Source organism: Psychrobacillus sp. FSL K6-1415 (assembly GCF_038003185.1).
GTDB lineage: Bacteria > Bacillota > Bacilli > Bacillales_A > Planococcaceae > Psychrobacillus > Psychrobacillus psychrodurans.
In genome coordinates this window covers 574,795-600,722 of the sequence record NZ_JBBOOQ010000001.1, presented here as the reverse complement: position 1 = coordinate 600,722, position 25,928 = coordinate 574,795, and the positions used below count along the sequence as shown (strand labels likewise).

General features: G+C 37.1%; 26 protein-coding genes, 1 riboswitch and 1 other annotated feature. Of the genes, 12 read left to right on the top strand and 14 right to left on the bottom strand.

The features are described 5' to 3' along the window. Positions 1–4: 4 nt before the first annotated feature. On the bottom strand, positions 5–1,495 hold the full coding sequence (locus tag MKY60_RS02925; protein ID WP_241600473.1) for an aldehyde dehydrogenase family protein: 1,491 nt from the start codon (positions 1,493–1,495) through the stop codon (positions 5–7). A gap of 158 nt (positions 1,496–1,653) precedes the next feature. Here MKY60_RS02925 and MKY60_RS02920 point away from each other — a divergent pair, with 158 nt between their 5' ends. Further along, positions 1,654–2,460 carry a TIGR00266 family protein gene (locus MKY60_RS02920; protein ID WP_090564685.1) on the top strand — a complete coding sequence of 269 codons (807 nt, stop codon included), beginning with the start codon at positions 1,654–1,656 and terminating at the stop codon, positions 2,458–2,460. An 89-nt stretch (positions 2,461–2,549) separates the two neighbouring features. On the opposite strand, the gene MKY60_RS02915 is transcribed toward MKY60_RS02920, so the two are convergent. Next, positions 2,550–3,065: a DUF2798 domain-containing protein gene (locus MKY60_RS02915; RefSeq protein WP_340928509.1), complete on the bottom strand. Its 516-nt coding sequence runs from the start codon at positions 3,063–3,065 to the stop codon at positions 2,550–2,552. A gap of 51 nt (positions 3,066–3,116) precedes the next feature. Further along, positions 3,117–3,677 (bottom strand): TetR/AcrR family transcriptional regulator, encoded by a 561-nt coding sequence (locus tag MKY60_RS02910; protein ID WP_093493652.1) that lies wholly within the window; start codon positions 3,675–3,677, stop codon positions 3,117–3,119. Positions 3,678–3,895: 218 nt separating this feature from the next. Here MKY60_RS02910 and MKY60_RS02905 point away from each other — a divergent pair, with 218 nt between their 5' ends. From MKY60_RS02905 to MKY60_RS02890, 4 genes are all read left to right on the top strand, one after another. After that, positions 3,896–4,099: a hypothetical protein gene (locus MKY60_RS02905; RefSeq protein WP_090564691.1), complete on the top strand. Its 204-nt coding sequence runs from the start codon at positions 3,896–3,898 to the stop codon at positions 4,097–4,099. Between the two features lie 84 nt (positions 4,100–4,183). After that, positions 4,184–4,290, top strand: a riboswitch (SAM riboswitch). A gap of 82 nt (positions 4,291–4,372) precedes the next feature. Next, positions 4,373–5,497 carry a methionine biosynthesis PLP-dependent protein gene (locus MKY60_RS02900; protein ID WP_093493650.1) on the top strand — a complete coding sequence of 375 codons (1,125 nt, stop codon included), beginning with the start codon at positions 4,373–4,375 and terminating at the stop codon, positions 5,495–5,497. Beyond that, positions 5,490–6,683, top strand: a complete 1,194-nt coding sequence (metC, locus tag MKY60_RS02895; RefSeq protein ID WP_340879001.1) for a cystathionine beta-lyase — start codon at positions 5,490–5,492, stop codon at positions 6,681–6,683. Before MKY60_RS02900 ends, metC begins: the two co-directional genes overlap by 8 nt. A gap of 207 nt (positions 6,684–6,890) precedes the next feature. After that, positions 6,891–7,196, top strand: a complete 306-nt coding sequence (locus MKY60_RS02890; RefSeq protein WP_090564696.1) for a hypothetical protein — start codon at positions 6,891–6,893, stop codon at positions 7,194–7,196. Between the two features lie 103 nt (positions 7,197–7,299). Here MKY60_RS02890 and MKY60_RS02885 read toward each other — a convergent pair whose 3' ends face one another. From MKY60_RS02885 to MKY60_RS02870, 4 genes are all read right to left on the bottom strand, one after another. Continuing rightward, on the bottom strand, positions 7,300–8,448 hold the full coding sequence (locus MKY60_RS02885; protein WP_340928505.1) for an acyl-CoA dehydrogenase family protein: 1,149 nt from the start codon (positions 8,446–8,448) through the stop codon (positions 7,300–7,302). A gap of 11 nt (positions 8,449–8,459) precedes the next feature. Further along, positions 8,460–9,611, bottom strand: a complete 1,152-nt coding sequence (locus tag MKY60_RS02880) for a thiolase family protein (RefSeq protein ID WP_340928503.1) — start codon at positions 9,609–9,611, stop codon at positions 8,460–8,462. A gap of 635 nt (positions 9,612–10,246) precedes the next feature. Beyond that, positions 10,247–11,017, bottom strand: a complete 771-nt coding sequence (locus MKY60_RS02875) for a 3-hydroxyacyl-CoA dehydrogenase (RefSeq protein WP_093493642.1) — start codon at positions 11,015–11,017, stop codon at positions 10,247–10,249. A gap of 136 nt (positions 11,018–11,153) precedes the next feature. Next, entirely contained in the window at positions 11,154–11,720 is a 567-nt protein-coding gene (locus MKY60_RS02870; RefSeq protein ID WP_093493640.1) for an NADPH-dependent FMN reductase, read from the bottom strand. 177 nt (positions 11,721–11,897) lie between these two features. Here MKY60_RS02870 and MKY60_RS02865 point away from each other — a divergent pair, with 177 nt between their 5' ends. The 4 genes from MKY60_RS02865 (at position 11,898) to MKY60_RS02850 (ending at position 13,987) form a co-directional block, all read left to right on the top strand. Beyond that, positions 11,898–12,806: an AEC family transporter gene (locus MKY60_RS02865; protein ID WP_340928502.1), complete on the top strand. Its 909-nt coding sequence runs from the start codon at positions 11,898–11,900 to the stop codon at positions 12,804–12,806. A 114-nt stretch (positions 12,807–12,920) separates the two neighbouring features. Beyond that, a complete protein-coding gene (locus MKY60_RS02860; protein ID WP_093493636.1) occupies positions 12,921–13,139 on the top strand; it encodes a spore coat associated protein CotJA in 219 nt (72 codons plus the stop codon). Then, a complete protein-coding gene (locus tag MKY60_RS02855) occupies positions 13,136–13,402 on the top strand; it encodes a spore coat protein CotJB (protein WP_090564712.1) in 267 nt (88 codons plus the stop codon). Before MKY60_RS02860 ends, MKY60_RS02855 begins: the two co-directional genes overlap by 4 nt. A 15-nt stretch (positions 13,403–13,417) precedes the next feature. Next, positions 13,418–13,987 carry a manganese catalase family protein gene (locus tag MKY60_RS02850; RefSeq protein WP_090564714.1) on the top strand — a complete coding sequence of 190 codons (570 nt, stop codon included), beginning with the start codon at positions 13,418–13,420 and terminating at the stop codon, positions 13,985–13,987. Positions 13,988–14,036: 49 nt separating this feature from the next. Here the strand turns inward: MKY60_RS02850 and MKY60_RS02845 are convergent, their stop codons facing one another. From MKY60_RS02845 to dacB, 6 genes are all read right to left on the bottom strand, one after another. Next, complete coding sequence (locus MKY60_RS02845) at positions 14,037–16,127, bottom strand: MMPL family transporter (RefSeq protein ID WP_445677976.1); 2,091 nt, start codon at positions 16,125–16,127, stop codon at positions 14,037–14,039. Between the two features lie 100 nt (positions 16,128–16,227). After that, entirely contained in the window at positions 16,228–16,803 is a 576-nt protein-coding gene (locus MKY60_RS02840) for a TetR/AcrR family transcriptional regulator (protein ID WP_241597273.1), read from the bottom strand. Between the two features lie 639 nt (positions 16,804–17,442). After that, the gene (locus tag MKY60_RS02835; RefSeq protein WP_340928500.1) at positions 17,443–18,783 is read right to left on the bottom strand and encodes a PDDEXK-like family protein; all 1,341 of its coding nucleotides are present in this window, start codon (positions 18,781–18,783) and stop codon (positions 17,443–17,445) included. Beyond that, positions 18,780–18,956, bottom strand: coding sequence for a hypothetical protein (locus MKY60_RS02830; protein ID WP_340928499.1), 177 nt, complete (start codon positions 18,954–18,956; stop codon positions 18,780–18,782). The genes MKY60_RS02835 and MKY60_RS02830 overlap by 4 nt, the downstream gene beginning before the upstream one ends. Before the next feature lie 21 nt (positions 18,957–18,977). Beyond that, positions 18,978–19,835 (bottom strand): HD domain-containing protein, encoded by an 858-nt coding sequence (locus tag MKY60_RS02825; RefSeq protein ID WP_340928498.1) that lies wholly within the window; start codon positions 19,833–19,835, stop codon positions 18,978–18,980. A 168-nt stretch (positions 19,836–20,003) separates the two neighbouring features. After that, positions 20,004–21,488 carry a D-alanyl-D-alanine carboxypeptidase/D-alanyl-D-alanine endopeptidase gene (dacB, locus tag MKY60_RS02820; RefSeq protein ID WP_093493629.1) on the bottom strand — a complete coding sequence of 495 codons (1,485 nt, stop codon included), beginning with the start codon at positions 21,486–21,488 and terminating at the stop codon, positions 20,004–20,006. Between the two features lie 218 nt (positions 21,489–21,706). Here dacB and MKY60_RS02815 point away from each other — a divergent pair, with 218 nt between their 5' ends. After that, on the top strand, positions 21,707–22,048 hold the full coding sequence (locus tag MKY60_RS02815) for a PadR family transcriptional regulator (protein ID WP_241597287.1): 342 nt from the start codon (positions 21,707–21,709) through the stop codon (positions 22,046–22,048). Further along, complete coding sequence (locus MKY60_RS02810) at positions 22,038–22,703, top strand: DUF1129 family protein (RefSeq protein ID WP_241597289.1); 666 nt, start codon at positions 22,038–22,040, stop codon at positions 22,701–22,703. Before MKY60_RS02815 ends, MKY60_RS02810 begins: the two co-directional genes overlap by 11 nt. Before the next feature lie 63 nt (positions 22,704–22,766). Here MKY60_RS02810 and MKY60_RS02805 read toward each other — a convergent pair whose 3' ends face one another. Continuing rightward, positions 22,767–24,020, bottom strand: a complete 1,254-nt coding sequence (locus tag MKY60_RS02805) for an erythromycin esterase family protein (protein ID WP_241597888.1) — start codon at positions 24,018–24,020, stop codon at positions 22,767–22,769. 318 nt (positions 24,021–24,338) lie between these two features. Beyond that, positions 24,339–24,600, top strand: a binding site (T-box leader). Between the two features lie 62 nt (positions 24,601–24,662). Between MKY60_RS02805 and MKY60_RS02800 the strand changes: the two genes are divergently transcribed. Further along, positions 24,663–25,868 (top strand): MFS transporter, encoded by a 1,206-nt coding sequence (locus MKY60_RS02800; RefSeq protein ID WP_241597293.1) that lies wholly within the window; start codon positions 24,663–24,665, stop codon positions 25,866–25,868. Positions 25,869–25,928 lie beyond the last annotated feature (60 nt).

Here is a 25,928-nt window from a genome sequence, read left to right as displayed (position 1 = left end):
GTAATCATCCCCCTATTACTTGAGTGTCTATTTGTGCACGCTGTAATTTCCCACTGTAATCTATATATATGCTCTTCCATTCTGTATACACATCTAATGCTGCTACCCCTGAGTCCCGATGGCCATTCCCAGTCCCTTTTGTTCCTCCAAAAGGCAAGTGGATTTCTGCTCCAGTTGTTCCTGCGTTAACGTAAACTATCCCAGTATCCAAATCACGCTGTGCATGGAATACTTTATTGACATCTCTTGAATAGATGGAGCTGGATAGTCCAAACTTCACTCCATTATTTACTTTAATTGCTTCCTCTAGTGAATTCACTTCTATCAAGGAAACTACTGGACCAAATATTTCCTCCTGCGCTATTCGCATATTCGGTGTCACGTTAGTAAAAAGAGTAGGAGCATAATAATTCCCCTTTGCTAGCTCTGCCTCATTTAAAATTGTTCCTCCCGTTAAGAGAGTCGCCCCTTCCTCTTGTCCTATTTTTGTATAGGAATGGATTTTCTCCAGAGCATTTTTATTAATAACTGGGCCGATTTTGACCGTTTCATCTAATCCATCGCCAATCGTTAGTTTTTCCATTTGTTCAAGAAGCATTTTCTCTAAGTCTTCTCTTACATCTTTATGCACAATAACTCTGCTACATGCCGTACATCTTTGTCCTGCAGTTCCAAAGGCACTCCATAGAATACCTTCCACTGCTAATGAAAGATCTGCATCCTCCATGACGATTACTGCATTTTTCCCACCCATTTCGAGGGAAACTTTTTTTAGGTGACGACCACCGAGCTCAGCGACTTTACTCCCCGTTTCTGTAGAACCAGTAAATGAAATAACTTTCACTTCCGGATGCTCAATCATTGCAGTACCTACTTGAGAACCTGATCCAAAAACAACATTAGCAACTCCAGGTGGTAAACCAGCTTCCTCAAAGATTTTAGCCATTTCATATGCCATCATAGGAGTTTCCGTTGCCGGTTTCCAAATGAATGCATTTCCAGCAACAATAGCAGGGAATGATTTCCAAGTAGCAATGGCAACCGGAAAGTTCCAAGGAGTAATGAGTCCCACTACCCCAATAGGTGCTCGGACACTCATCGCAAACTTGTCTGCAAGTTCAGATGGAGTAGTCTCACCAAACAAACGACGACCTTCTCCAGCCATATATAATGCCATATCAATACCTTCTTGTACTTCTCCACGTCCCTCTTCAATCACTTTTCCCATTTCTTTTGTTAATACTTGAGCTAGATGCTCTTTCTTTTCTTTCATTATTCTACCAATCTCATATAAATAATCTGCACGTTTCGGCGCAGGAACGAGTGCCCATTTTTTTTGAGCTTTCACTGCGGCTTCCACTGCAATATTCACATCTTCCATTGTAGATAGCTTAACCTCTGCAAGTTGTTCCCCATTCGCAGGATTAAACACTGGGGTATACTCCGTTCTACCAACATCCTGCCATTTCCCATCAATAAAATTTGTTAACTTCATTCTATTCCCTCTTTTCACTTTAAAATGTAAACGTTTCCATTAATAATACATTCGATAATTATTTGTAAATACCTTTAATAATTTTGAATTTTTAGAATGAAACTTTTTACCTTTCATATCGTATAATTGGGTAATAACAATTTGGGAGGAGCAAGATTATGAATAACCATGAAATAGACTACAAACTATATGGAGACGATATGCAATTTGTAGAAATTGAATTGGATCCAAAAGAAACTGTTGTTGCAGAAGCAGGCAGCTTAATGATGATGGAAGACGGTATTTCAATGGAAACTATTTTCGGCGATGGCTCATCAGGATCGGGTGGTAGCAGTGGCGGACTTATGGGTAAATTAATGGGTGCAGGTAAACGTATGCTTACTGGAGAGAGTTTATTCATGACAACATTCACCAATACTGGTAGTGGCAAAAAACATGTCTACTTCGCATCACCTTACCCTGGAAAGATTATTCCTATGGACTTAAGCCAATACCGCGGAAAAATTATTTGTCAAAAGGATGCATTTCTAGCAGCAGCTAAAGGGGTTACGATTGGCATTGAATTTCAACGTAAGCTAGGTGCAGGTTTCTTTGGTGGTGAAGGTTTCATTATGCAAAAACTTGAGGGTGATGGCCTAGCTTTCGTGCATGCAGGGGGAACTATTCATAGAAAATCACTACAGCAAGGAGAGGTTTTACGAGTAGATACTGGATGTCTCGTAGCAATGACTGCGGATGTAGATTACAATATCGAAATGGTCAAGGGAGTTAAAACAGCCTTATTTGGTGGAGAAGGATTATTCTTCGCTACCCTTCGTGGTCCTGGTACCGTATGGATCCAATCACTTCCATTTAGCAGATTAGCTAGTAAAGTATTTGCTGCTGCCCCTCAAACACCAGGTGGTGGTTCAAAAGGTGAAGGCAGTATAGCAGGAGGATTATTTGACCTACTGGGTGGAAAATAGAAACAGACATTGAACAATGTCTGCTGATGTTTTAGTTATAGTGAAAAGAAAAAACGCTTAGACAAAATATGTCTGAGCGTTTTTGTTAGTTATTTTGTACTTACAACAGCTTCTGCTTGAGCTTTGCCATCCTGAGATTCATGTAATTTTATCATTGCAAAACGGGCAATAGGTTGAATTACTAAGCTTTCTGCAATAAGCACGATTGCGAAGTTACGCGGCCAATTCGTTAACCAGTTGCTGAAGATTTCCATTCTAAAGCCATTTCCTACAATATCACCAATAAGTGTCATAGCTGCAGACATCCCTAATACGGTAAAAAGAATTCGGAATAAAATTTTGGAGTTGAAGCTATCCGTAGGCTTAGTGAATTTTTTAACTAAAGCTTCTGCAATACGTCCAAAAATAGTTGGTTCAATGATCATAACAATAACCCAAATAATCGGTAGCGCTTTTAAGATGGTTAAAGCAACTTCTCCGTTAAATTCTCCAAAAGAGAGAATGATATTTAAGGAGGTCATGAATATAACCGTAAGTGTTGAGATAATTGTGCCGAATAATAGGCCTTCCTTTGCATTTCTTGGTAGTCTGTTTTCTTGATGCATTTTTTTCTTCCTCTCAAAGTTTAGTAAAGACCTTCGCTTTAAATTCCATTTTTATAGCTTCTCCAACAAGTTCGGTAATAGTTCTGCAATTGTTTTTAAAGGATTCGTAGATTGTTTCGTTAAACAAAGCATCATGGCCCCTTCAATCGAAGCAGTCAACAATAACGATACAGAGGCAGCTGTTTCATCCGAAAAGCCATCGGATAATAGCTTAGCACAGTAGATGCGTTCAATATTTTCATATAACTCACTGCACGCTTTGCGAACTGGTTCACTCATTGTTGCCATTTCACTAACAATACTGCTAAATGTATAGCCAGTAATAGTACCTCTTTTTTCAAAGCTATTTATTAAAGTATCAATCGTTGAAATTATGGCGTCCTTAGTTGTAAGATGCTTACTAAAAATAGCTTCAATATCTGTGGTTATGTCTTCTTTTAGAGCGTGTAAACAAGTTATCAAGAGTTCTTCTTTGCCATCTGGAAAGTGATGGTAAAGAGCACCCTTTGAAACATTACTAGCTTTTAAAATTTCATTGAGTCCTACAGTTTTGTAACCTTTTTCCTGAAAAAGAATTGTAGCAGTTTCAATCAAGAGTGATTTAGTATCCATAGCTATTTTTCCTCCTAACATACCAACGGGTCTGTTTGTAATTATAACAAATTTTAAGCTACATTCTAATATTTTGTTTATTTAATAAAAGACCAGCATAATGGCCTATCTCTGCAATGAATCTGCAGATTGTTTATGCCCCTCCTCTATACCCTTCATATAATATGTAAAGGGACTTTTCTTCTTGGAGTTCCTACATTATAGGATGGGAGGTGTGGATGTTGGATTCTTCTACAGGATTATGGGTTGGTTTGTTAGGTATAGTCTTAGGGGTACTTGGTTTCTTTTATGCTCCCCTTTGGCTAGGTGCAGGTGCAGTTCTATTAGGGCTCGTAGCTTTAGCTTATTCTCACAAGTTAGTTGTGGGATGGATATCTTTAATACTCGGAGTAATTGTTTTAATACTGACATTTATGTCATAACTTGAAACAAAAAAACGTATTGTATTAATAGCCACTAAGTGTTAAGATTATTTAAATTTAAAATTTTGATAATTTCATATTTTTTTCTTATCCAGAGAGACGGAGGGATTGGCCCTTAGATGTCTCAGCAACCAGCCACGCTTAGGTATGGTGCTAATTCCAATAGACGTATGACGTCTTGAAGATAAGAAGACAAACTTCGATATTTACTTGAGGGTTCTCTTCTTATTAGAGAATCCTCTTTTTTATTTTAATTGTAAAGGATGAATACTTATGACAAAAAACAGTATTGATACACAGTTAGTTCAATTGGGAAATCATAGTGATGAAAAAACCGGGGCGGTAAATCCCCCTATTTATCTCTCCACAGCTTACAAACACAATGGGATTGGGCAGTCTACAGGATACGACTACACACGAACTAAGAACCCGACACGAGCTATTTTAGAGGAAGGAATTGCAAAATTAGAAGGTGGAGATGCTGGCTTTGCCTGTAGTTCTGGTATGGCTGCAATACAATTGGTTTTATCCCTTTTTCGGTCAGGAGATGAGTTAATTGCTCCTGATGATTTGTATGGTGGTACATACCGATTATTCAACCAGTACGCAGATTCATATAATATCCGTACTACTTATACAAAATTTGAATCAGCTGAAGAAGTAAAAGCATTAATAACAGAAAATACAAAAGCCTTATTTATCGAAACACCCACTAACCCTTTAATGCAGGAAATCGACATACAGCTATTTGCGGATATAGCAGAAGAGCATAATCTATTGTTAATCGTAGACAATACATTCTTAACCCCTTATTTACAGCGACCTATTGAATTGGGTGCCCATATTGTCATCCATAGTGGCACAAAATATATTGGGGGACATAACGATGTACTTGCAGGATTGGTGGTAACAAAAGGTACTGATCTAAGTGAACAACTGCAAGTCAACCATAATGCTGCAGGCGCTGTCCTTTCTCCTTTCGATTCTTGGTTGTTAATAAGAGGATTAAAAACACTTCATCTACGTATGAAGCAGCATGATTTAAATGCAAAAAGAATTACTGAATTTTTAAAGCAGGAATCTGCTGTTAAGGATGTGTTATATCCAGGAGTTGGCGGAATGTTATCCTTCCGTTTACAAAAAAGCGAATGGGTGGCTCCTTTCCTAAAGAATTTGAGACTGATTGTATTTGCTGAAAGTCTTGGTGGTGTAGAGAGCTTTATCACGTATCCTGCTACACAAACACATGCCGATATACCTGAAGAGGAACGGAATGCACGAGGAGTTGATAATAGTCTCCTTCGTTTTTCGGTTGGGATTGAAGAAGTAGAAGATTTAATCGCAGATTTAAAACAAGTATTAAATACATTAGAAAGCGAGGTCATAATTAATGAGTGATTACAAAGAGTCGTTGGAGACTAGTATAATTGTTGCCTCTACACGCGGAGATTCGGAGATAAAAACTGGATCTGTAAATGTTCCTATCTATTTATCCTCCACTTTCCATCAAGAAAGCTTTGATGATTTTGGACCTTATGACTATAGTCGATCGGGAAATCCTACAAGAGACGCACTCGAAAAAACGATTGCTGAATTAGAGGGGGGGACTAGAGGATTGGCATTTGCATCAGGAATTGCGGCAATTTCTTCTGCATTTATGCTTTTGTCTTCAGGCGATCATATCGTTATTACAGAAGACGTATACGGTGGAACCTTTCGTTTTGTTACAGAAGTATTGCCTCGTTTTGGTATTGAGCACAGTTTTGCAGATTTTACGAATGTGGAAGCAATTGCAAGTGCAATGCAATCAAATACAAAACTGATTTACATCGAGACCCCTTCGAATCCATGCTTAGGTATTACTGATATTACCGCTGTCGTGGAGCTTGCAAAATCCAATGCTTGTTTAACCTTCTTAGACAATACATTTATGACACCGTTATATCAGCGTCCATTAGATTTAGGAATTGATATCGTCTTACATAGTGCAACAAAATTTTTATCTGGGCATAGCGATATTATTGCAGGACTTGCGGTTATAAAAGACGAGGAGTTAGGTAAGCGTTTAGCATTTATCCAAAACTCATTTGGTGCTATTTTAGGTGCGCAAGATTCATTTTCTCTCATTCAAGGTATCAAAACATTAAATGTCCGTTTTGAAAAATCCGCTCAGTCTGCCCAAAAAATTGCAAACTATCTAAATCGGCATGATTTGGTGGAGAATGTCTTTTTCCCTGGACTTTCCACTCATCCAGGATACGAAACGCATAACAAGCAATCGAGTAGTGCTGGTGCTGTCCTTTCCTTCTGTTTACCGAATAAATCCACCGCTAAGGCATTTGTTGAAAACGTTAAAATTCCTGTATTTGCGGTAAGTTTAGGCGGAGTAGAATCCATTCTCTCCCATCCAGCTCAAATGTCTCACGCCGCGATGCCCAAGTCGGAACGAGATAAACGCGGAATAACAGATGGATTACTACGTTTTTCAGTCGGATTAGAGAATGTTAATGATTTAATAGCTGATTTTGAACAAGCGCTAGAAATTGCTTCAAAACAATATGAGAAAGTAGGAATACACATTTAAACATTGGCATATGGAATATTTTAATCTTATAAAGTATAGATCAATGAACTCACTAAATTAAGACAATTATAGCTATTATCTTGCTTTACTTGTACCTCCCTAAACAAAAGAATATTAAACCTACTTAGATATACCCTTCATGTTTTAGACATTCTGTGCTGGGTAAATAGATTGTAGAGGTTATATAATATGAAGGAGGTATTTAAAATGGGAAATCAACAGTACGAACATGCAACAGATGAGGTAGTAGAAGAAAGTGGAGCCTATACATGTGAGGCCGGAATTACTAAAAGATTAAATAAGGGCGATAAATTCCCTTCTTGTCCAGAATCGGAAGTAGCAACTTATTGGAAACACGCAGAAGGACATCATCACAATTCTGGTGAACCAGTAACTGAATCTGGCACATATATAGATGAGGATGGCGATGAAATGGAATTAGAAGAAGGAGCTACATTCCCTAATTGTCCAAAAGCAGGAACACCTACACAATGGAGACATGCCGGGAACTAAGCACACATACTTGAGATGAATCTAATAAAGCGTGACACATTGAAATAATCATCCAATGTGTCACGCTTTATTTTTGATGTAATCTACTTTTGTCAAACAAACCTTATAAACCTAGGTTCTTAGAAATAATCACTTTCATTATTTCATTTGTCCCGGCGTAAATAGAAGCTACTGGAATGTCCCGATATCTTCTTGCAATCTTATACTCTTCCATATAACCATATCCACCATGCAATTGCATGCATTCAATCGAAATTTCTCTTGCAGTTTCGGTAAGCCAATATTTGGCCATCGATACTTTAGTAACTACTTCTTCACCTGCAATATGCTCCTCAATTAATGACTCCAAAAATGATTTTCCAAGCTCAATTTTTGTTGCCATTTCGGCTATTTTAAATTGGGTATTTTGAAAGGATGATATGGGCCTTCCAAAAGCTTTACGAGACTTTATATACTCCATTGTCATTTCTAGCATATCCTCTGAAGCAATTTGGGCGGAAATTGCTACTACTAATCTTTCTTGTTGTAGTTTCTCCATTAAATAACTGAAGCCTTTTCCCTCTTCTCCGATTAAATTAGAAATAGGAATACGACAATCCTCGAAGTATAGCTCTGCAGTGTCCTGAGCATGTAATCCTACCTTTTCTAACTTACGGCCTCTGTTAAATCCTGAAGTCCCCTCTTCCACAATAACTAAACTAATACCTTGGTGTCTTGGTTCTGCTGTAGGATTAGTTTTCACTACTACTAAAAACAAGTTACCATTAACTCCATTAGTTATAAATGTCTTTTGCCCATTTAAAACGTAAACATCTCCATCGCGAATTGCTGTTGTTTGTATATTAGCCAAATCTGAACCTGCTCCCGGCTCTGTCATAGCAATTCCAGTGATATAATCTGAAGTTATACACCCTGGCAGCCATCGTTGCTTTTGCTCTTGCGTGCCAAAAGACTCTATATAAGGAACGACGATATCATTATGCAATCCAACACCTACAAGACTTGAACCGATTCTTTCTAATTCCTCTGAAATAATTACACCAAAACTAAAATCTAAACCGAGACCACCATATTCTTCCTCGACCTGTGGACATAAATACCCCATCTCGGCTAGTTTCCGCCAAAAACTCTTTGGAATTAGGCGTTCCTTTTCCCATGAATCATAATTAGGGGCAGCTTCTTTTTGAAGAAAATTTTGTAAAGATTTTCGAAATATCACATGCTCATCTGTCTCAAATCTATATCTTCCCACTGCTAGACCTCCTATTCAATTCTTTCAATAATTGTGGCATTTGCCATACCCATACCCTCGCAAATAGCAAGAAGACCATAGCGCCCACCAATCCGTTCTAGTCTGTGAAGCATTGTTACTAATAGCTTTGTTCCTGTAGCTCCTAACGGATGACCTAAAGCTATTGCTCCTCCATCTGGATTTAACTTTTCCGGAATAGCACCTGTATCTTTAAGCCATACTAATGGTACCTGCGCAAATGCTTCATTGACTTCATATGTGTCCATATCTTCAATTGTAAGACCAGCTTTTAAAAGCACTTTTTTCGTTGCTTCTATTGGACCAGTTAACATTAACGTTGGGTCAGATCCCGTCACACTGCGAGCTATTATACGGGCTTTTGGTTTTAGTCCTAGCTCATCTGCCTTTTTACGAGACATCAATAGAACTGCAGAAGCTCCGTCACTCATTTGACTGGCATTTCCAGCAGTAATCACTCCATTTTCATCAAAGACAGGTTTTAACCCACTCAGTACTTCAACAGTAGATCCTTCACGGGGGCCTTCATCGATTGCAAAGCTTTTTAACGAGCCATTTGCTTGCTGCACTTCTACTGGTACAATTTCTTTATCAAAATGACCTTTTTCTATTGCATCCAAAGCTTTTGCATGACTTTCAGAAGAATACTTATCTAGTTCCTCACGTGTTAAACTCCATTTCTGTACCATTCGCTCTGACGATAGTCCTTGATTGATAATTTCATATTTTTCTCTCAGTTTTGTACTTACCTTTGTATTTCCTACATTTGAAAACATGGGCTCACGCGTCATGCTTTCTACTCCTCCAGCTATGACTATATCCATATCCCCAGAGGCAATTGCTTGCGCAGCAAAATGCACCGCTTGCTGACTTGAACCACATTGGCGATCGATAGTAACCCCTGGTACATGTATCGGAAAATCTGCAATCAATGCTGCAGTTCGGGCAATATTCGCACTTTGTTCTCCTATCTGTGTGACACAACCTAGAATAACATCATCTATATCTGCTTTATCTACACCAGCTCGATTCACTAACTCGTCTAAAACAACCGCTGCAAGTTCGTCTGCTCGATACTCTGCAAGAGCCCCTTTTCTTCTTCCAATTGCTGTTCGTACCCCTTCTACTATTACAACCTCTATCATGTTCATCTCCACCCTTCGTTTTTCTTTTTGGTCGCTACTCGTACCAGCCTCTCGAGTCGCTTCAGAATTTCGGTAAAGGCAAAGAACGCCTTTTCTCGAAACCCTTCCAGCGCTTTTCGAGGCTAGATGGTGCCCTCCGCTTTTCTTTCTGTCCAGCTCCGGGCACCAGCCTCTCGAGTCGCTTCAGAATTTCGGTAAAGGCAAAGAACGCCTTTTCCGAAACCCTTCCAGCGCTTTTCGGGGCTTGCATAGGCGTTTCCGCTTTTCTACCTGTCTAGCTCCGGGCACCAGCCTCTCGAGTCGCTTCATAATTTCGGTAAATGCAAAGGACGCCTTTTCTCGAAACCCTTCCAGCGCTTTTCGAGGCTAGATGGTGCCCTCCGCTTTTCTTTCTGTCCAGCTCCGGGCACCAGCCTCTCGAGTCGCTTCAGAATTTCGGTAAAGGCAAAGGACGCCTTTTCTCGAAACCCTTCCAGCGCTTTTCGAGGCTAGATGGTGCCCTCCGCTTTTCTTTCTGTCCAGCTCCGGGCACCAGCCTCTCGAGTCGCTTCAGTATTTCGGTAAAGGCAAAGAACGCCTTTTCCGAAACCCTTCCAGCGCTTTTCGAGGCTAGATGGTGCCCTCCGCTTTTCTAACTACCTCGGTTGCATTCGAATTGCTCCGTCTAAGCGAATTACTTCTCCGTTGATATATTCGTTTTCAATTATAAAAGCTACTAATGAAGCAAATTCTTCTGGACGACCTAATCGCTTTGGAAATTCCACGATGGATTCTAACTTTTCTATCACCTTTTCATCTAAGCCTGCTGCCATTGGTGTACGGAACAATCCTGGAGCTATTGCATTTATGCGTATTCCAAAAGAAGAAAGATCTCTTGCAATTGGTAGAGTCATTCCTACTATTCCAGCCTTACTGGCACTATAAGCTGCCTGCCCCATTTGTCCCTCAAATGCTGCAACTGACGCTGTATTAATAATGATGCCTCTCTCACTGGATTCGGTTGACATATCATTTTTTGTCATAGCCACAGCTGCTAATCTCAACGTATTAAACGTTCCTATTAAGTTTACATCTATTACTTTTTTGAAATTTTCCAACGGCATTGCTCCAGATTTCCCAACTGTTTTTTGTGGAGGAGCTATACCTGCACAATTTACACAAATATGTAATGCTCCAAGTTTTTCTACTGTTTGCTGAATTGCTTTATTGACAGAGTTTTCATCTGTCACATTAACTATTTGGTAGGCTACATTTTCTCCGAATTCCTGAATTGCCTTTTTTGCTAATTCTTCATTTACATCAAAAATTACTACCCTTGCCCCTTTTTGTATTAAATGTGCAACAGTTGCAAGCCCCAACCCAGATGCTCCACCTGTTACAACTGCCACTTTGTTATTAATATCCATTGCTTCACCCCATGTCATACTTTTGTTTTCTAAAAATTTATAATATTTAATTTTAATTATAACGCAAAAACTCCAAGGGAAAAGTAAATTTCCCTTGGACTCAATTTCTTTTATATTGTTGCTTTATACATTTATATTAGCGAAGTTTTTTTAAAGCCCCACTCCATGCAAGTATTTGGTCAAGCATTGTATTTGTATTTCCTTCATGATACTCAGCAGGCTTAAATACACTCATATTTTCAAAATCTGTCATTAGTGAGAATGTTACCGCATTACGAACAACTGCAACCTGTAATTCCCCTAAGATCAAACGCATATTCTCATGTGCACGCACTCCACCTAAACTACCATATCCTACAAAACCAGCTGCCTTATTGTTTAACTCAGGATTTAAGTAGTCTAATGCATTTTTTAGTGCACCACCTACTGCGTGATTATACTCTGGAGTCACGAAAATATAGCCGTCATATTTAGCCATACTCTCAGACCAACTTTTGATAGCAAAATTTGCTTCTTCTTTTTGTTCTGAAGGAATCTCTTGCCCAAGAAGAGGTAATTTATAATTTATCAAATCAACTAATTCATATTCTGCATCATTTCTCTTTGTAGCAAAATTATACATCCAGTGTGAAACAGCATCCGCATTACGTCCTTTTCTTACACTTCCAACTACAATCCCAATTTTTAATTTTTCCACTGACATTATTGTTCCTCCTTCTATCACTTTATCAAAGGTTTAAAGATTTTATAATCTGCCACTACCTTCTCTATCATTTCCATTTGTCAGATTTCTACACACAGGTTGACATTATCTATACAATTAATATGTTATATTGATTTAAATAGTTGGAACAATGAATTACAGAATGAAGGTGCTAAAGTGGAACTGGTTTTAATTATTTTGCCGGTTTTTATTATTTTTTTTATTGGGTTTGTTGGACAAAAGTTAATTGGTTTCGATATTAAATCTATCTCAACCGTAGCGCTTTACTTAATGTCTCCATTTTTAGCTTTCCGGACATTTTATACAAATGCATTAACGATGGAATATTTTTATATCGTTTTATTTTGTCTTATTCTAGCCTTTATTTTACTTATAATCACTTGGGTTGTTGGAACCTTTATGAAGACTACACGCTCAGAACTCTCTGCAATGATTTTAGGTGGAATGTTTATGAATAGTGGAAATTATGGAGCTCCGGTAGTGTTGTTTGCCTTAGGGGCTACCGGATTTGATTATGCTGTAATGATTATGGTTCTACATGGCTTATTCATTAATACATTTGGGATATTTTTTGCATCTCTTGGTGGCGGGGAGAAGGCTACATGGAAGCAGTCCTTGCACCGTGTTATTAGGATGCCTGTCGTGTATGCTGCTGCAATTGGGATTCTTTTACAAGAATCGCAAGTGACTGTGCCACAAGCGGTAATCAACGGAGTTGGACTTGTTGCAGATGCTTCGATACCAACTGTAATGCTCGTTCTCGGAATGCAATTAGCTGTTATTTCGCGTAAAAAGGTTGCCTATCGATATGTTGCTGCCGTTTCTGTTATTCGGATAATTGTATCTCCCCTTCTAGCCGTTGGAATTTTATATTTCTTACCGGTTAATGATCCAGTCAAACAGGTTGCGATTATTTTAGCCGCTATGCCAACAGCAGCTAATACAACGATGTTAGCATTGCAATTTAATACTGAACCGGATCTTGTTTCGTTTACAACTCTAGTGACAACACTTGTCAGTATCTTCTCAATTCCTTTAGTTCTATTTTTCTTAGGTATTTCCTAAAATAATAAAAGATAAATACTAGGCTAACTCTTATTAGTTTTCATCAACTTTATATTACCCTCATGAATTAGACAAGTTCTTACTTCATAGGATGGGGAGAAGGAGTGATGACATTTGGAACGTCCAAGTTATAGAGGAAGTTATAAGCCTTTTGTTTCACCACGGGATCCCTGCCCTCCGATTACCGTGAAGTATTTTGTGCTACCTCCGCAAATCTTCACAAATTTCCAGCAGCCCGGTCTACCACAAAATTCTCCCGAGGAGGCACTAATGCAAGGTTCGCTCTGGCCCAAGTTTGTGGATGGATTCTTCAGGGAGGAAGGAATTTCATGAGTGCTTTTGATGAAAGAATGAATCTATTAAAAAAAGTACAACAAATGGATTTTGTTGTTGTCGAATGGACTTTATACACCGACACACATCCAGATGATGAAGATGCTTTAGAACAATGGAGAGAAGCGATTAAAGATGCTGCGGCTGTACGCAAACAATACGAAAATAAATTTGGACCTTTATCTCTTAAATCTATTCCCTCTAGACAGGCACTAGAAGTAGGTTGGCGTTGGAACCAAGATCCTTGGCCATGGCAATTATGAGAAAGGAGAAATCAGATGTGGGTTTATGAAAAAAAGTTGCTTTATCCTGTCGAAGTAACCACCTGTAATCCAATGCTAGCAAAATATCTTATGGAGCAATACGGAGGCGCTGACGGTGAGCTGGCAGCTGCACTCAGATATATGAACCAGCGTTATACCGTTCCGGATAAAGTAATCGGACTACTTACGGATATTTCCACTGAGGAATTCTCACATCTCGAAATGCTTGCGACGATGATTTATAAATTGACTAAGGACGCTACCCCTGAGCAATTAGAAAAAGCAGGTTTAGGTGCACATTTTGTAAATCATGGACATTCATTATTTTATGAGAATGCAGGAGGCGTTCCATTTACAGCTACTTATATTCAGTCTAAAGGAGATCCCATAGCCGATTTATATGAGGATATTGCTGCAGAGGAAAAAGCACGAGCTACCTATCAATGGTTAATCGATATATCAGATGATCCCGGTATCAATGATGCTTTACGGTTCTTAAGAGAACGAGAGAATATTCATTCACTTCGTTTCCGTGAGGCTGTTGAATTGCTTAAAGATGAAAGAGACCGAAAGAAGATTTTCTAAAAAAAACGCATGGTACTTTGGAATAATTCCAAAAGACCATGCGTTTATCTTATTTTTTATCTTTTTCAAATAGAACAATCAATGCAGGTAATAGAATTCCACGAATTAAGAATGTATCCAAGATAATTCCCACCGCTACGATAAATCCAAAAACAAATAGCAGTTGGATTGGCTGCGTCATCAGTACAGCGAATGTTGCAGCAAGTAAGATACCAGCAGAAGAAATAACTCCACCTGTATGAGATACTGCAATTTGAACTGCTTCTTTAACAGAATGTTTTTCACGTTCCTCTAAATATCTAGATATAAGAATAATATTATAATCAATTCCTAGTGCTACTAAGAACACAAACGAATATAGTGGAACACGATTACTAATCGTATCAATATCGAAGAATAAATTAGTTAAGAACATACCTAGACCTAGTGCAGCCAAGAAGGATAATAAAATAGTACCCATCATGTATATTGGCATTTTAATAGATTTCGTTAATACAATTAATAAGATAAGGATTAATATTGTTTCCAGAACAACAATGAGAATTAGATCTCGACTATTTACTGACCGATCATCCACTTGTGAAGCTGTTTCGCCTGCAAAGTATAGATCACCCTCTGCATTGCTATTTTTAACAATACTTTTCTTATCTTCTATCATTTTTTCAAGAGCATTCATCGACTCCGTTGAATACGGACTTTCCTTGAATGTTAATTGGAATTGCGCCGCAAGGCCATCATCTGAAATTCCTGTAGCTCTAACAGTACTAACTAAATCTTGCAGAAGCAACTGTTCGACTATGCTTGCTTGCATTTCTTCCGTAATTTTACTTCCAGATTCAAACAAGACATTTGTAGGAGCTAAATCACCTTTTGCAAATTCATTTTCAATAATTTCATAACCTTCACGAGAAGGCATATCATCCGGGAAAGACTTCATGGTATCGAATTCATAATTCAAATTAAATAAATTCAATGCGGAAACAACTAAAATCACTAATATAGAAACAGCAGCAATTTTGGGTTTATTGACAACAATTTCTGCAATTTTGCTCCATAAAGAGTTGGCTTTTACTTCTTTTTCACCATACTTTGGAACACGTGGCCAAAATGATTTTCGACCGAAAAGTGTGAATAGTGCTGGGATTAATGTAACAGAAGCGAACATAATGACAAGCATAGTTGTACCAAAAATTGGTGCGAAATTTCGATAATCTCCAAATGATGCAAAGAATAGTACTAGCATCGCAGCTAAAACTGTACCACCTGCAAAGAATACAGGAATTCCAGTCTCACGCATTGCATACTTCATAGCATCAAATTTAGTTTCATAATTCTTTAATTCTTCTCTATATCGAGAAAAAACAAACAATGAATAATCAATCGTTGCGGCAAATAATAGAATCGACATTATCGATAACGATTGAGTGGCTAAATCCAAACCATTGGCACCAATCATACCAAGTATCTGATTTACGACTTGATACACAATCCCTGCTGCCAATAGTGGAATTAATGCTAATAATGGAGAACGGTAAATGACAATTAGCAGAATCAGAATAATCCCTACGGTCGATAAAATTAAAACAAGATCTGCACGTTCAAATAGATTCGTTGTATCTACAGCTATTCCAGCTGGTCCTGTCATATAAACGGTTGAGCCGGTTTCCTCAGTTACAATTTCACTCACCTTATCCAAGCTTTCTTCTAAATCAGAAGTTTCCAAAGAAGTGATAAAACTTATAGGAATAACAGAGGTTTTCTTATCTTCTGAGAAAAAACCTTCCAGCGCTTGGGGTGGTAAACTACTAAAAGGAATCATTTCCTTCAAACCGTTTATATTTGCCGATGCCACTTTATCTAAAGCTGCTCCAAGCATTTCAATATCTATTACTTCCTTCGACTGAAGCACTAGAATTCCAGGCAAACTTTCTGCATCTTTAAAATGCTCATCAATATTTTCCTGGGCTATAATCGACTGGGCATCCTCAGGTAACGAGGCTACACTAGAAACTTTATAATCGCTTGAACTTGGAGCAAATATTGTCAGAACTGTAGTTAGAGCTATCCAAATACTTAACGTAATCCACATACCTTTGCGAGTTGTAACAAAATCAGTTACCTTGCCTAGTATCTTTTTCACTAAGTCCACTTCCTCTATTTTATTAATGACACAAGTGTCACTTTGACTAAAAAAACACACCTGTCATTTACATTATGTGTAAAAGTGACCTGTATGTCAATTATTCTCTCTGAAACATCCCTTCACTTAAAATTTCTCTAATAGAAGCTACCCATTCGTCCTGAGGAATTCCAAAATGATTGGGAATAGCAATAGTTTGAAATGTCATCCCCAGAATTATAGCATCAGATAGATGACTCTTAATAACTCGCTCCTTCTTTCCCTGCTCGATTAAACTTTGAAATTGTTTATACATATCAGTGTGGTATGTATTTAATTGTGTCTGATTGGATGAAACTCGATTGGAAGACTTTTTAGGAATTTGGTTAATAATCTCCAATATTTGATGAATCTCACTATGTTGAAAAATAAAATCTATAACTAAATAAAACTGCGTTTGGAAATCTCCACTTTTATCTAGTTCATTAAAACCTTTAAGAAATAGATTCATTTCGTACATTAGAAACTCTGAAATCAACTCATCTTTGTTCTCATAATATTTATATATACTTCCACGAGAAACCTCCATTATCGAGGCTAACTTGCTAAATGTAAAGGCATCATAGCCTTCCTCAATTAGCAATGACTTCGTTGCTTTAAATAGCTCGTCATCTGTAAATTTACGTTCACGTGCCACTTCTCTCACCTCACTACACCAATAGTATAGTACATAGATGAAAAAAGTTAAACAACTCTATAAAATCACCATTAAGTGAATTAATTTCATAAAAGAGTCAATTTCGTTATGAAGTAATTAGTAGTAAAATCCGAACAAATTTGATCCCCGTTCCAAGTGTACGCTTTCCATGGACACGGCTTCAATCTCCTCGTCTCTGCGAAAACATATGCTCCTGCGGTTACTCGTCGCAAAGACATTGGTCAAACAAAGTACCACCAATGTCTTTCCTGCGGGGCTTTCAGCTCGTGCACCTGTCGCTTCGCTTTCGGTGCAGAAAACATTTTCTGTTCCCACTGGAGTCGCCACCTTGCTCTCCAATCAACGAAATCCTCTTTAAACAAACGAATAATTGAATATAATATCACCAAAGTAGTCTTATTTTATATTGAAATAAGGAATTATGAAATTGACTCAAAAGCAAAAAGGAATGAAAATGGTGAGATCACGTCAAAATTCGTGTTTTAATTGAAACAAGTAATTATAAAATTGACTTTAGTAGGTAAGGTATTATCATAATAAACCAGAAACTATAATAGTAGTAGATAATTTTAAAATTATCTTCATCTAGGTCTTTATCGACTTCATTTTTTCTAATTTTTATTTTACTATTCCGAGTAGGACTTCTGTTATCTTGGTTTTTACTTCTATGAAAGTTAAATCATCGATTAAGGATGAAATTGAATCTTCTAAAGTATGGATAGACATCCAATCCTCTACCTTAATCTGGTTAGTATAAATACGCGTGTATACAGATGTAGGTAATTTAGAGGACTCCTTTATAGAAAGGCCTTTTTGTTCCAGTCTTTTTAACAGTTCCAAACGTGACGAATATTTCATCGGTCCAATCTCTATATAAACTTTTAAATACCCATTTTCTCTTCTTTTAAAGAAAATAATAATACCATAACCTAGCCAATACATAATTTCAGGATGTTCCATTTCTTTTAAAAAACTTTCAGCGATTTTCCACTCCGGAAATATGAAATAAGGTGTTGATTTAACCGCCTTATAATACTCATCTTTAAATTCTCTTTTAACCATTACATTTTCAAATGCTTTTTTAAGAATGAGAGAGTCTTCTGTAAAAATAAAATCAATAGTCTGGTTATTCTCTTGATAGATTTTATGTACCCAATTTTGCTCCTCTTTAGATAATGCAGAAACTAATTCTCTAAAGTATTTGTGATGAGTATGTTTTTTTACAGAATTATTTGTACTTAAATATATCGCCGAGATTGCTTCACCGTGTTTTGTAAACAATGACTCTGCTAGCCTCAAACGATTTTCATCTGGCGCAAATTGTTCATGTACTACGCTCAGGTAATGTTGAAGAAATGAGTACACATCCTCACTTAGTGACTCTTTTTGTAATTTCAAAATAGACTCTAAAGTCTCTGCAATATCTGAGTAATTTAATGTCCAATATTTTTCTGTTGGATCATCCTCATTATGTAATGTCAAAAAGATCGGCAGTAAAATATAATCTGGGTAGGTGGACTCACAATAGTCTAAATAATTCCTCAGCTGACCTTTGGACTGTGTAGAATAAAACTTATTTTCGATTAAGATAACCATTTTATTTTCTATTGAATGTAATAATAAGTCTATGCGTTTATTTTTATCAGTTCCTTTTTCACGTTCAACAATCCAATCATTATGAGTTATTGAAAGAAGTTTAATATACGTATTTGCATCTTCCATTTTTTCAAAATTTTCCACTTTAATCAATAACCTTCCAAGTAATTTTTCAATAAATAAATGTCCTAGGTTATGGTTTTCTTTAGGATTAAGCAACCATGCTAAAATATTTGAATGCCTTATTTCATGAGCATCAATTCGTAAGACTTTTAGCGGATTAAATGCATTAAAAAGAGAGTTAAGATGTTCATACTCCGGATCATAGAGCAAATTTGCAATATCATTGACCTTTAAAGTCATAATTCCTCCTCGCTTACACCCGGGTAACTCTGGTCTAGACAATCATCCTTATCTAAATCGTCCCATACAAAATCATTGTCTGGAAATTCATTTGGATTGGTAGGACCTGTCTTCTTCAAGAGCTCCACCAATTCTTCTTTTGAAATAGCCATACTAGTTTTCTTTTCCTCCATATTATTTACCTCCCAAAATTTTTATAATCTGTTGAAATGCGAAACGGTTTCTTCATCTGACCAAGCAAGACGATATTTGAGCGTATAAAGGAAGCTAAGAATTATGAACGGACCATCAGAATTGTATTCAAATACCACTCCTTCTTTCTCCAACATACGCATAAGTGGTTCAATTTTCTTAAAAGCTTGTTCCTGATAAATTTGATTAGCTTCTGTATACACTTCATCCATGAAATTTAGAATTTTGTATTGTTCAAATACCTTGCATTCTTTCTCTCCACAATGATAAGGATTTATTAACATCACATCTATTAACTTATTTGTCACTTTATTGACTCCAACAAACAATTGATTTACCTGAAGTTCGTAGTCTTTTATAATTCTGACTTCCTTGCGACGGCTTTTCACTGCTTTTACAATACTCTGATGATACCACGACTGGTCTTGCTTAGTTCGATTAAACCTTAGCCAAACATTCTCTCCCTCTTCTTCTACTGATTGAGCAATAGTTCTTAGATTATGCAGCTTATCTGCCACAATTACATATAACATATCAGCTGTTTTCTCCGGCAAGCCATCAATTGTATGCTGTTTTCTCAATTCCCATGGCAACCCCTTATCAGGCTCCGAAGCTTCCTTCACCAATTGAAGAATATTATTACCAAATACTTCAGCTAATTCTCCCTCTGTTGTATGCGTATCCTCCAAAGTATCATGCAATATTCCTGCGGCAACAACCTCATCCGACTGCCTTTCTTCCTTCAAAATAAACCCTACACTCACTGGATGCATGATATACGGAATCGTTGTTCCTTTACGCATCTGACCGGAATGTTTTATTGTTGCAAACTCGATCGCTTTTTCTACTAGTTTACTCATTCTAATCAATCCCCTCAATAAAGCTTTTATTCACTAATTCTATATTACACAGTGGGTTTCCTTCTAATGTTAAAGTTACTTATAATTTATCTACGCTAACTATAAAGCCAGCTTTTTACTGCTAAAAGCGCCACCAATGCTTTTAGCAAAGGTGACGCTTTCCAAATATTAATGATTAGCAATTGTTGTAGCAATTCTATCTATTACGGGAATTGTGCTAGATTTATTTTTTTCTGTTAACACTGTAATTATAAGTGTCTCACCACTTCTAGTTTTTGCGTATCCAGCGAGGGATTTTATATTTTTTAGACTGCCTGTTTTTGCAGTTATATTACCTTTAGCGGGAGCTGTTTTTAATCTATTTTTTAGAGTACCGCCAACGAGTCGGTCTGATGAACCTGCTACAGGTAGACTCTTATTAAATGTCGAGTACCACGGTTCTGAACGAACTAAATATAAGAGCTCAGAAAGCTGTCTAGAGCTAATTTTATTGGAATATGACATTCCAGAGGCATCCTCGAATTTCCATTTCGTAGCGTCCAGACCAATAGACAATACGTATTCCTGCATAACAAGAAGACCTGCTTTCCAGCTTCCTTCATCATGTACTACTTTTCCCATTTCCTTCGCTAAAACTTCTGCAATAGTGTTGTTACTGAGTTTCATAAATGGAATCATGAGATCCTTTAATTTCATCGATTTTCTAGACGCTAGAGCTTTCACATTTGCCGGTGTCTTCCCTTGCACAACCTTAGAGCCTGCAGAAAATGTGATGCCTTTTTCGGCTAACGACTTTTTAAATATATCTAGCGTATAGGCTGTTGGATCGGTGACTGAAATCCATTCTTTTTTACCCGAAGTTCCTAATGGAGAATTCCCACTAATAATAACTTTATTAGTACCTACTTTCCGCGTTATTTTCAGGGTGTTTTTATATCCTTTAGGTACGGTTTTTGAGTTATTAACTACTTGTAAAACAGCTGTAGCAGGTGCCAATGTAATATTTGTTGCTCTACCATTCTTGCCTGGTCTTGCTGTTACAATAACTGATCCAGCATCATAATCTCCGTTTGGTGAAAGTGTTAACGCCGAGATAGGTGCAGCATAATAGTATGGCTCGTCCTCAGCTAAAATACCAGCAGAAAGACGATCATTGTCGTACCAAGTATCATCTCCTACTAAATTCCCACTAACCTTTTTGATGCCTTGTTTTGCCAATGTTGTAGCAAAACTATCCAAATGTTTTTTTAGTAAAGTCGGATCACCTTGGCCTTTTAAATAGAGATTCCCGTTTAATGTACCTTTTTTCACTTTACCTTCAGTTAAAACGGACGTAGAGAAACGATAATTCTCGCCAAGTGTTTCCAATGCAGCTGCACCCGTTAATAATTTCATTGTAGAAGCGGGAGTAATCGACTTGTCTGCATAATGTTCATATACGATTTCTCCAGTATTAGCCTTTCTTACTGTGACACTTGTAGACGCACTTTTCATGCGGTCATCCGCCATGATGCTGTTGATATTTCTTTTTAGACTACTATACGAAGTAGCTGCCGCCTCAACGGTATTTTGTTCACCTGTAGAAATAAAAACAGAACTACTAATCATCACGATTGAAACGACAGAAACTAATAATTTCCTCCAAATCCTCACAATATTCCTCCTAACTCGTCATTTAAGTTACTGTTAGTTTAACATGAAATTGTCAGATAATAAGGGTCTTTTTTAAACCTCACAAGAAAGGAGACCATTTACCTACTAGACATTACTTCAAATTATATTTATAATTACTTTAACTACTTTGCAAAGCAAGGTAGTATTTTTTTAAAATAACTACTTTGCTTTACAAGATAGCAAAAAGGAGACGACCTATGTCTATTAGAAGTCAACTGCTTAAAGGGATTCTTGATGGCTGTGTGCTTGCCGTTATCGAAAAAGAGCCAGTATACGGTTATGAATTATCCAAAAAGCTGCAAAAAGTTGGTTTAGAGGATGTGAGCGAAGGAACTATTTATCCTGTTTTATTAAGACTTCAAAAAAACAAGCTAATTTCAGGTGAAATAAGGCCTTCAGAATCTGGACCTAATCGTAAATATTATTCATTAACTTCTGCAGGAAAAGTAACCCTTGAAACAATTTCCTTAGAATGGAATCAGCTATCAGTACCTATTAATGCATTATTATCGAAAGGAGATGAGACGATTGAAAGCTAGTGAGTTAATAGAACAAAATAACCAAAAAAGAGCGTTACTGACAGAAGGAAATGAGAAATATTACACAAATTTACTACTCTATATCCGAACCAAGTTAACCTTATCTGAGCAACAATCAGAGGAAGTCTTGATGGAAATGTTAGACCATCTTATAGAAGGTCAACAAGAGGGGAAAACTGCGAAAGAAATCTTTGGAAATGACCCTAAGGGTTACGCAGATGAGATTGTAAGTCAATTGCCTCGTGAAAATAAACGTAATGGCTTCATATTTATGGGTGAAATAGCTGTAAATATTATTGGTTGGTTTTTAATAATGCGAAGTATAATTATCCCCATAATAGGAGGGGAAGCTTCGGAAAAAGTGTATGTCATATCCTCTCTACTGCTCATCATTTTAATAATGATTATGACAGCATTTGGAGTAAAAATGATCTTTGGATTGATAAGTCAATCTTCCTTTGATGACAAAGCTACAGACAAAAAAATGATGTTTAAGGCTGGGTTATACGGGGCAGGCGGATTTTTAATTATTGCTATAATTAGTTTTTTGGTAAAGGAAGTCGGTCCATCCTTCACATTGCCATGGCAAATCTCTTTTGGTATAGGTTCTCTACTATTATTAGTTTCATGGCTAATTAAAAAGTCTAGAATCTAGATAATAAATATAGACAGATGGAGAAATTATTAGCCGCTCCATCTGTTCATAATTTTCATTCATTTACTTAAAAATTGGGGACAATGCATTAGTTTTGTCTATATAAATAAAGGCATCATATCTGCTCCCTAATCTAGAAGGAACATAATTTCCATAAGCTTCAAGCTCTGGATTATATACAACTCCTATAGCCCGATGCCCAATCCAATTATTATTAAAAAATATTCGATTCTCCTCGTCAAAAATCAGAATTTTATTTGTAGCTTCTATACTATGCAGCATATCTTCCCATGAACCCAATCTTGCAGGTGGCACGATCATTTTTTTAGGAGTAGTCCCCCACTCATCTGCAGCAATAACCTCTCCACTATGGGTACCAAATCCGACTGAAAACACATTTTCTTTCTTGTTCTGTATACGAAGAATCTCTCCAACGTTTGTTAGCCCTTCTTCTTTCATATCCGTTGCGGATGCATCTCCAATATGGGTGTTATGTGCCCAAATTATTATTTTCGCGTCTTTTCCATGATAGTCCATTATTTCATTAATCGCTTCGACCATATGTTCATCACGAACATTCCATGAAAGTTCATCACTCCGTACCATAGCTCGGTAGTATTCTTCTGCATTATGAGCAACTAAAGCATTTATTTTTAAATTTAAATCTGCTTCCTGACCATTTTCATATTGCTTTTCATTTTTACGAATGGAAGAAACTAACTTCGCCACCTCATCCACACAAGCATCCGAAATGTGTATGGATGAAAAAGCATAGGTTTCAGGATGACGATTAAAGGGCTCAAAACAGCTAATTGCTTTCTTTGCAAACGCCATATCTGTTCCTTCCGGATTCGTTTTACGTAAATAGCTTACCACCTCATCAAGAGACTCCCATAAACTATACACATCTACTCCATAAAACCCTATTTTCCTTTTATCTTCTACTTGCTTATTATGTTTTTCTAACCACTTAACCAATTCAGATATCTCTTCATTTGCCCACATCCACGTCGGCCAACGTTCGAACGCATTTAGTACCTTTTGTTTATTTTCCTCTGTATCATATCCTTTTATAAATCTATTTACTCGCTGAGTGGATGGCCAATCTCCTTCGACCGCAATTAGATTAAATCCCTTTTCTACTATTAGGCGCTTTGATAACTCCGCTCGTACTTTATAAAATTCCGATGTCCCGTGACTAGCTTCCCCTAAAAGAACAATTTTGGCATCTCCAATAGCTTCTAATAGTGGAGTCAAATCCTCTGAAGTATTAAATGGTAGTGCAAACTTTTTTATAGCTTCTGTTACAGATTTTATCGTAAACACTCCTTTTCTTTAAAAGTTTGCGTTTCACTAGGACTCTTTATACCGTTTTAATATGTGGAACTGTAAAGCTTATTGCCTAAGGTAAAAAAAGACTAAGGAGTTGCACATATATTTGTTTTTTTATGATCTTCTTGTGTTTTACTAACTAAATGATTTTCCGCAATTTCCTTGGTGTTCATTTAACGAGACTCCAGCGGAATAGCGTTATCCTAAGATCCCATAGAAGCATAACTAGTAGGATACTTGCCCATGTCATAGGTTAGATTATGATGTAGCATATGAATAAAAATATGGTATAATAGGAAAAATTAAAAAGCAATGAAGAGAAGAGTAGGTATTCGAATTTCTTAAACAGAGAGCCCTATTAGCTGCGAATGGGTAAGATTGAAGTTACCGAAACAAGCCTCTGAGCTTCACGTAGGACTTGTATAGTACAAGGTATTATGTGACAGTAGCTCCTGTTATCGAGCTAGGGTATAAGCATGGATACATGCCGTACTTGAAAAGGCCACTAATGGTGACATTAGGGCAAACTAGGGTGGCACCACGACATATTAATCTCGTCCCTAAGACAATAGTCTTGGGGGTGGGATTTTTTTTATTGTTCAAAAAAAATATGTCGGAGGTTTTAGCATGGATTCACTTAATTTGAAATTTCCTATTATATATTTGTTTACAGTGGGTATTGCCAATATTGGAGGATGGATATACTTATTAGCGATCAACTTAATGGTACTAGAGGAAACAGGATCGGCATTAGCAGTTTCAGCACTATACATTATTAAACCAATCACTCAATTATTAGTTGGACCTTGGGCAGGTAGTGTCATTGACCGAGTTTCTACAAAGCATATGATGGTGACTTTAGATGTGATTAGAGCAATGTTAATATTATTTATCCCTTTTTCTGATTCCATTCTAATCATTTATATACTAGTTTTTTTCATCCAAATGGCTGGTGCAATATTTGAGCCTGCATCCTTTACGTATATGACACTATTGTTACCTGAAAATATACGAAATCGTTTTAACGCAATTCTAAGTTTTGTTCATTCGGGTGCATTTGTGACTGGTCCATTAATTGCAGGTGTTTTATTTATGATCGGTTCTCTTAAAGAAGCATTATTTGTAAATGTCGTTATTTTTCTAGTTTGCGCTGCTATTACACTTCTCCTCCCAAAGAAAATGTCTTCAGCTACTATTGAAAATTCAAAAATAACTTGGATGAACATCAGAGATGATTGGCATCTAGTTGTACATTTCAGTAAGAAGGCAATCCCTTTTTTCGTCATATATATGATGTTTCAAACAGTAATGTTAATGACTGCTGCATTAGATTCCATGGAAGTGACATTTGCCAAGAAAGTTCTTCATTTATCCGATACTGCTTACGGATCGCTTGTCACTATTGCTGGAATTGGATTCTTAATGGGAGCTGTCTTCACCAACATATTAGTAAGATTCGCTCCAGCTAAATTATTGATGGGCCTTGGAACACTTTTAGTCTCTGTCGGATATGTGATTTACAGTTTCTCTTCAACCTACTTATTAGCTAGTATCGGATTTTTTGTCCTATCATTTTTTCTTTCTATCTCGAACACTGGATATATGACGTACATTCAATCCAATATCCCTACCGAAATGATGGGTAGAATATCTAGCCTATATGAGATGCTATCGAGTTCTATACAAATTGTAGTAATTCTTTTTTTAGGATTGGCCACCCATTGGTTTTCTGTAAAAGAGGTAGTCATTAGTGGCTCTATTCTAATGTTTTGTGTAGCGTTCTACTTAACCTTACTTTCTGCCAACCAAATGAAAAAGAAATTAGTCAAATAGAATGCATCTTTATTGGTCTTTACAAAACTCAAATGAATACCTTGATAAGAAGAGGTTTAA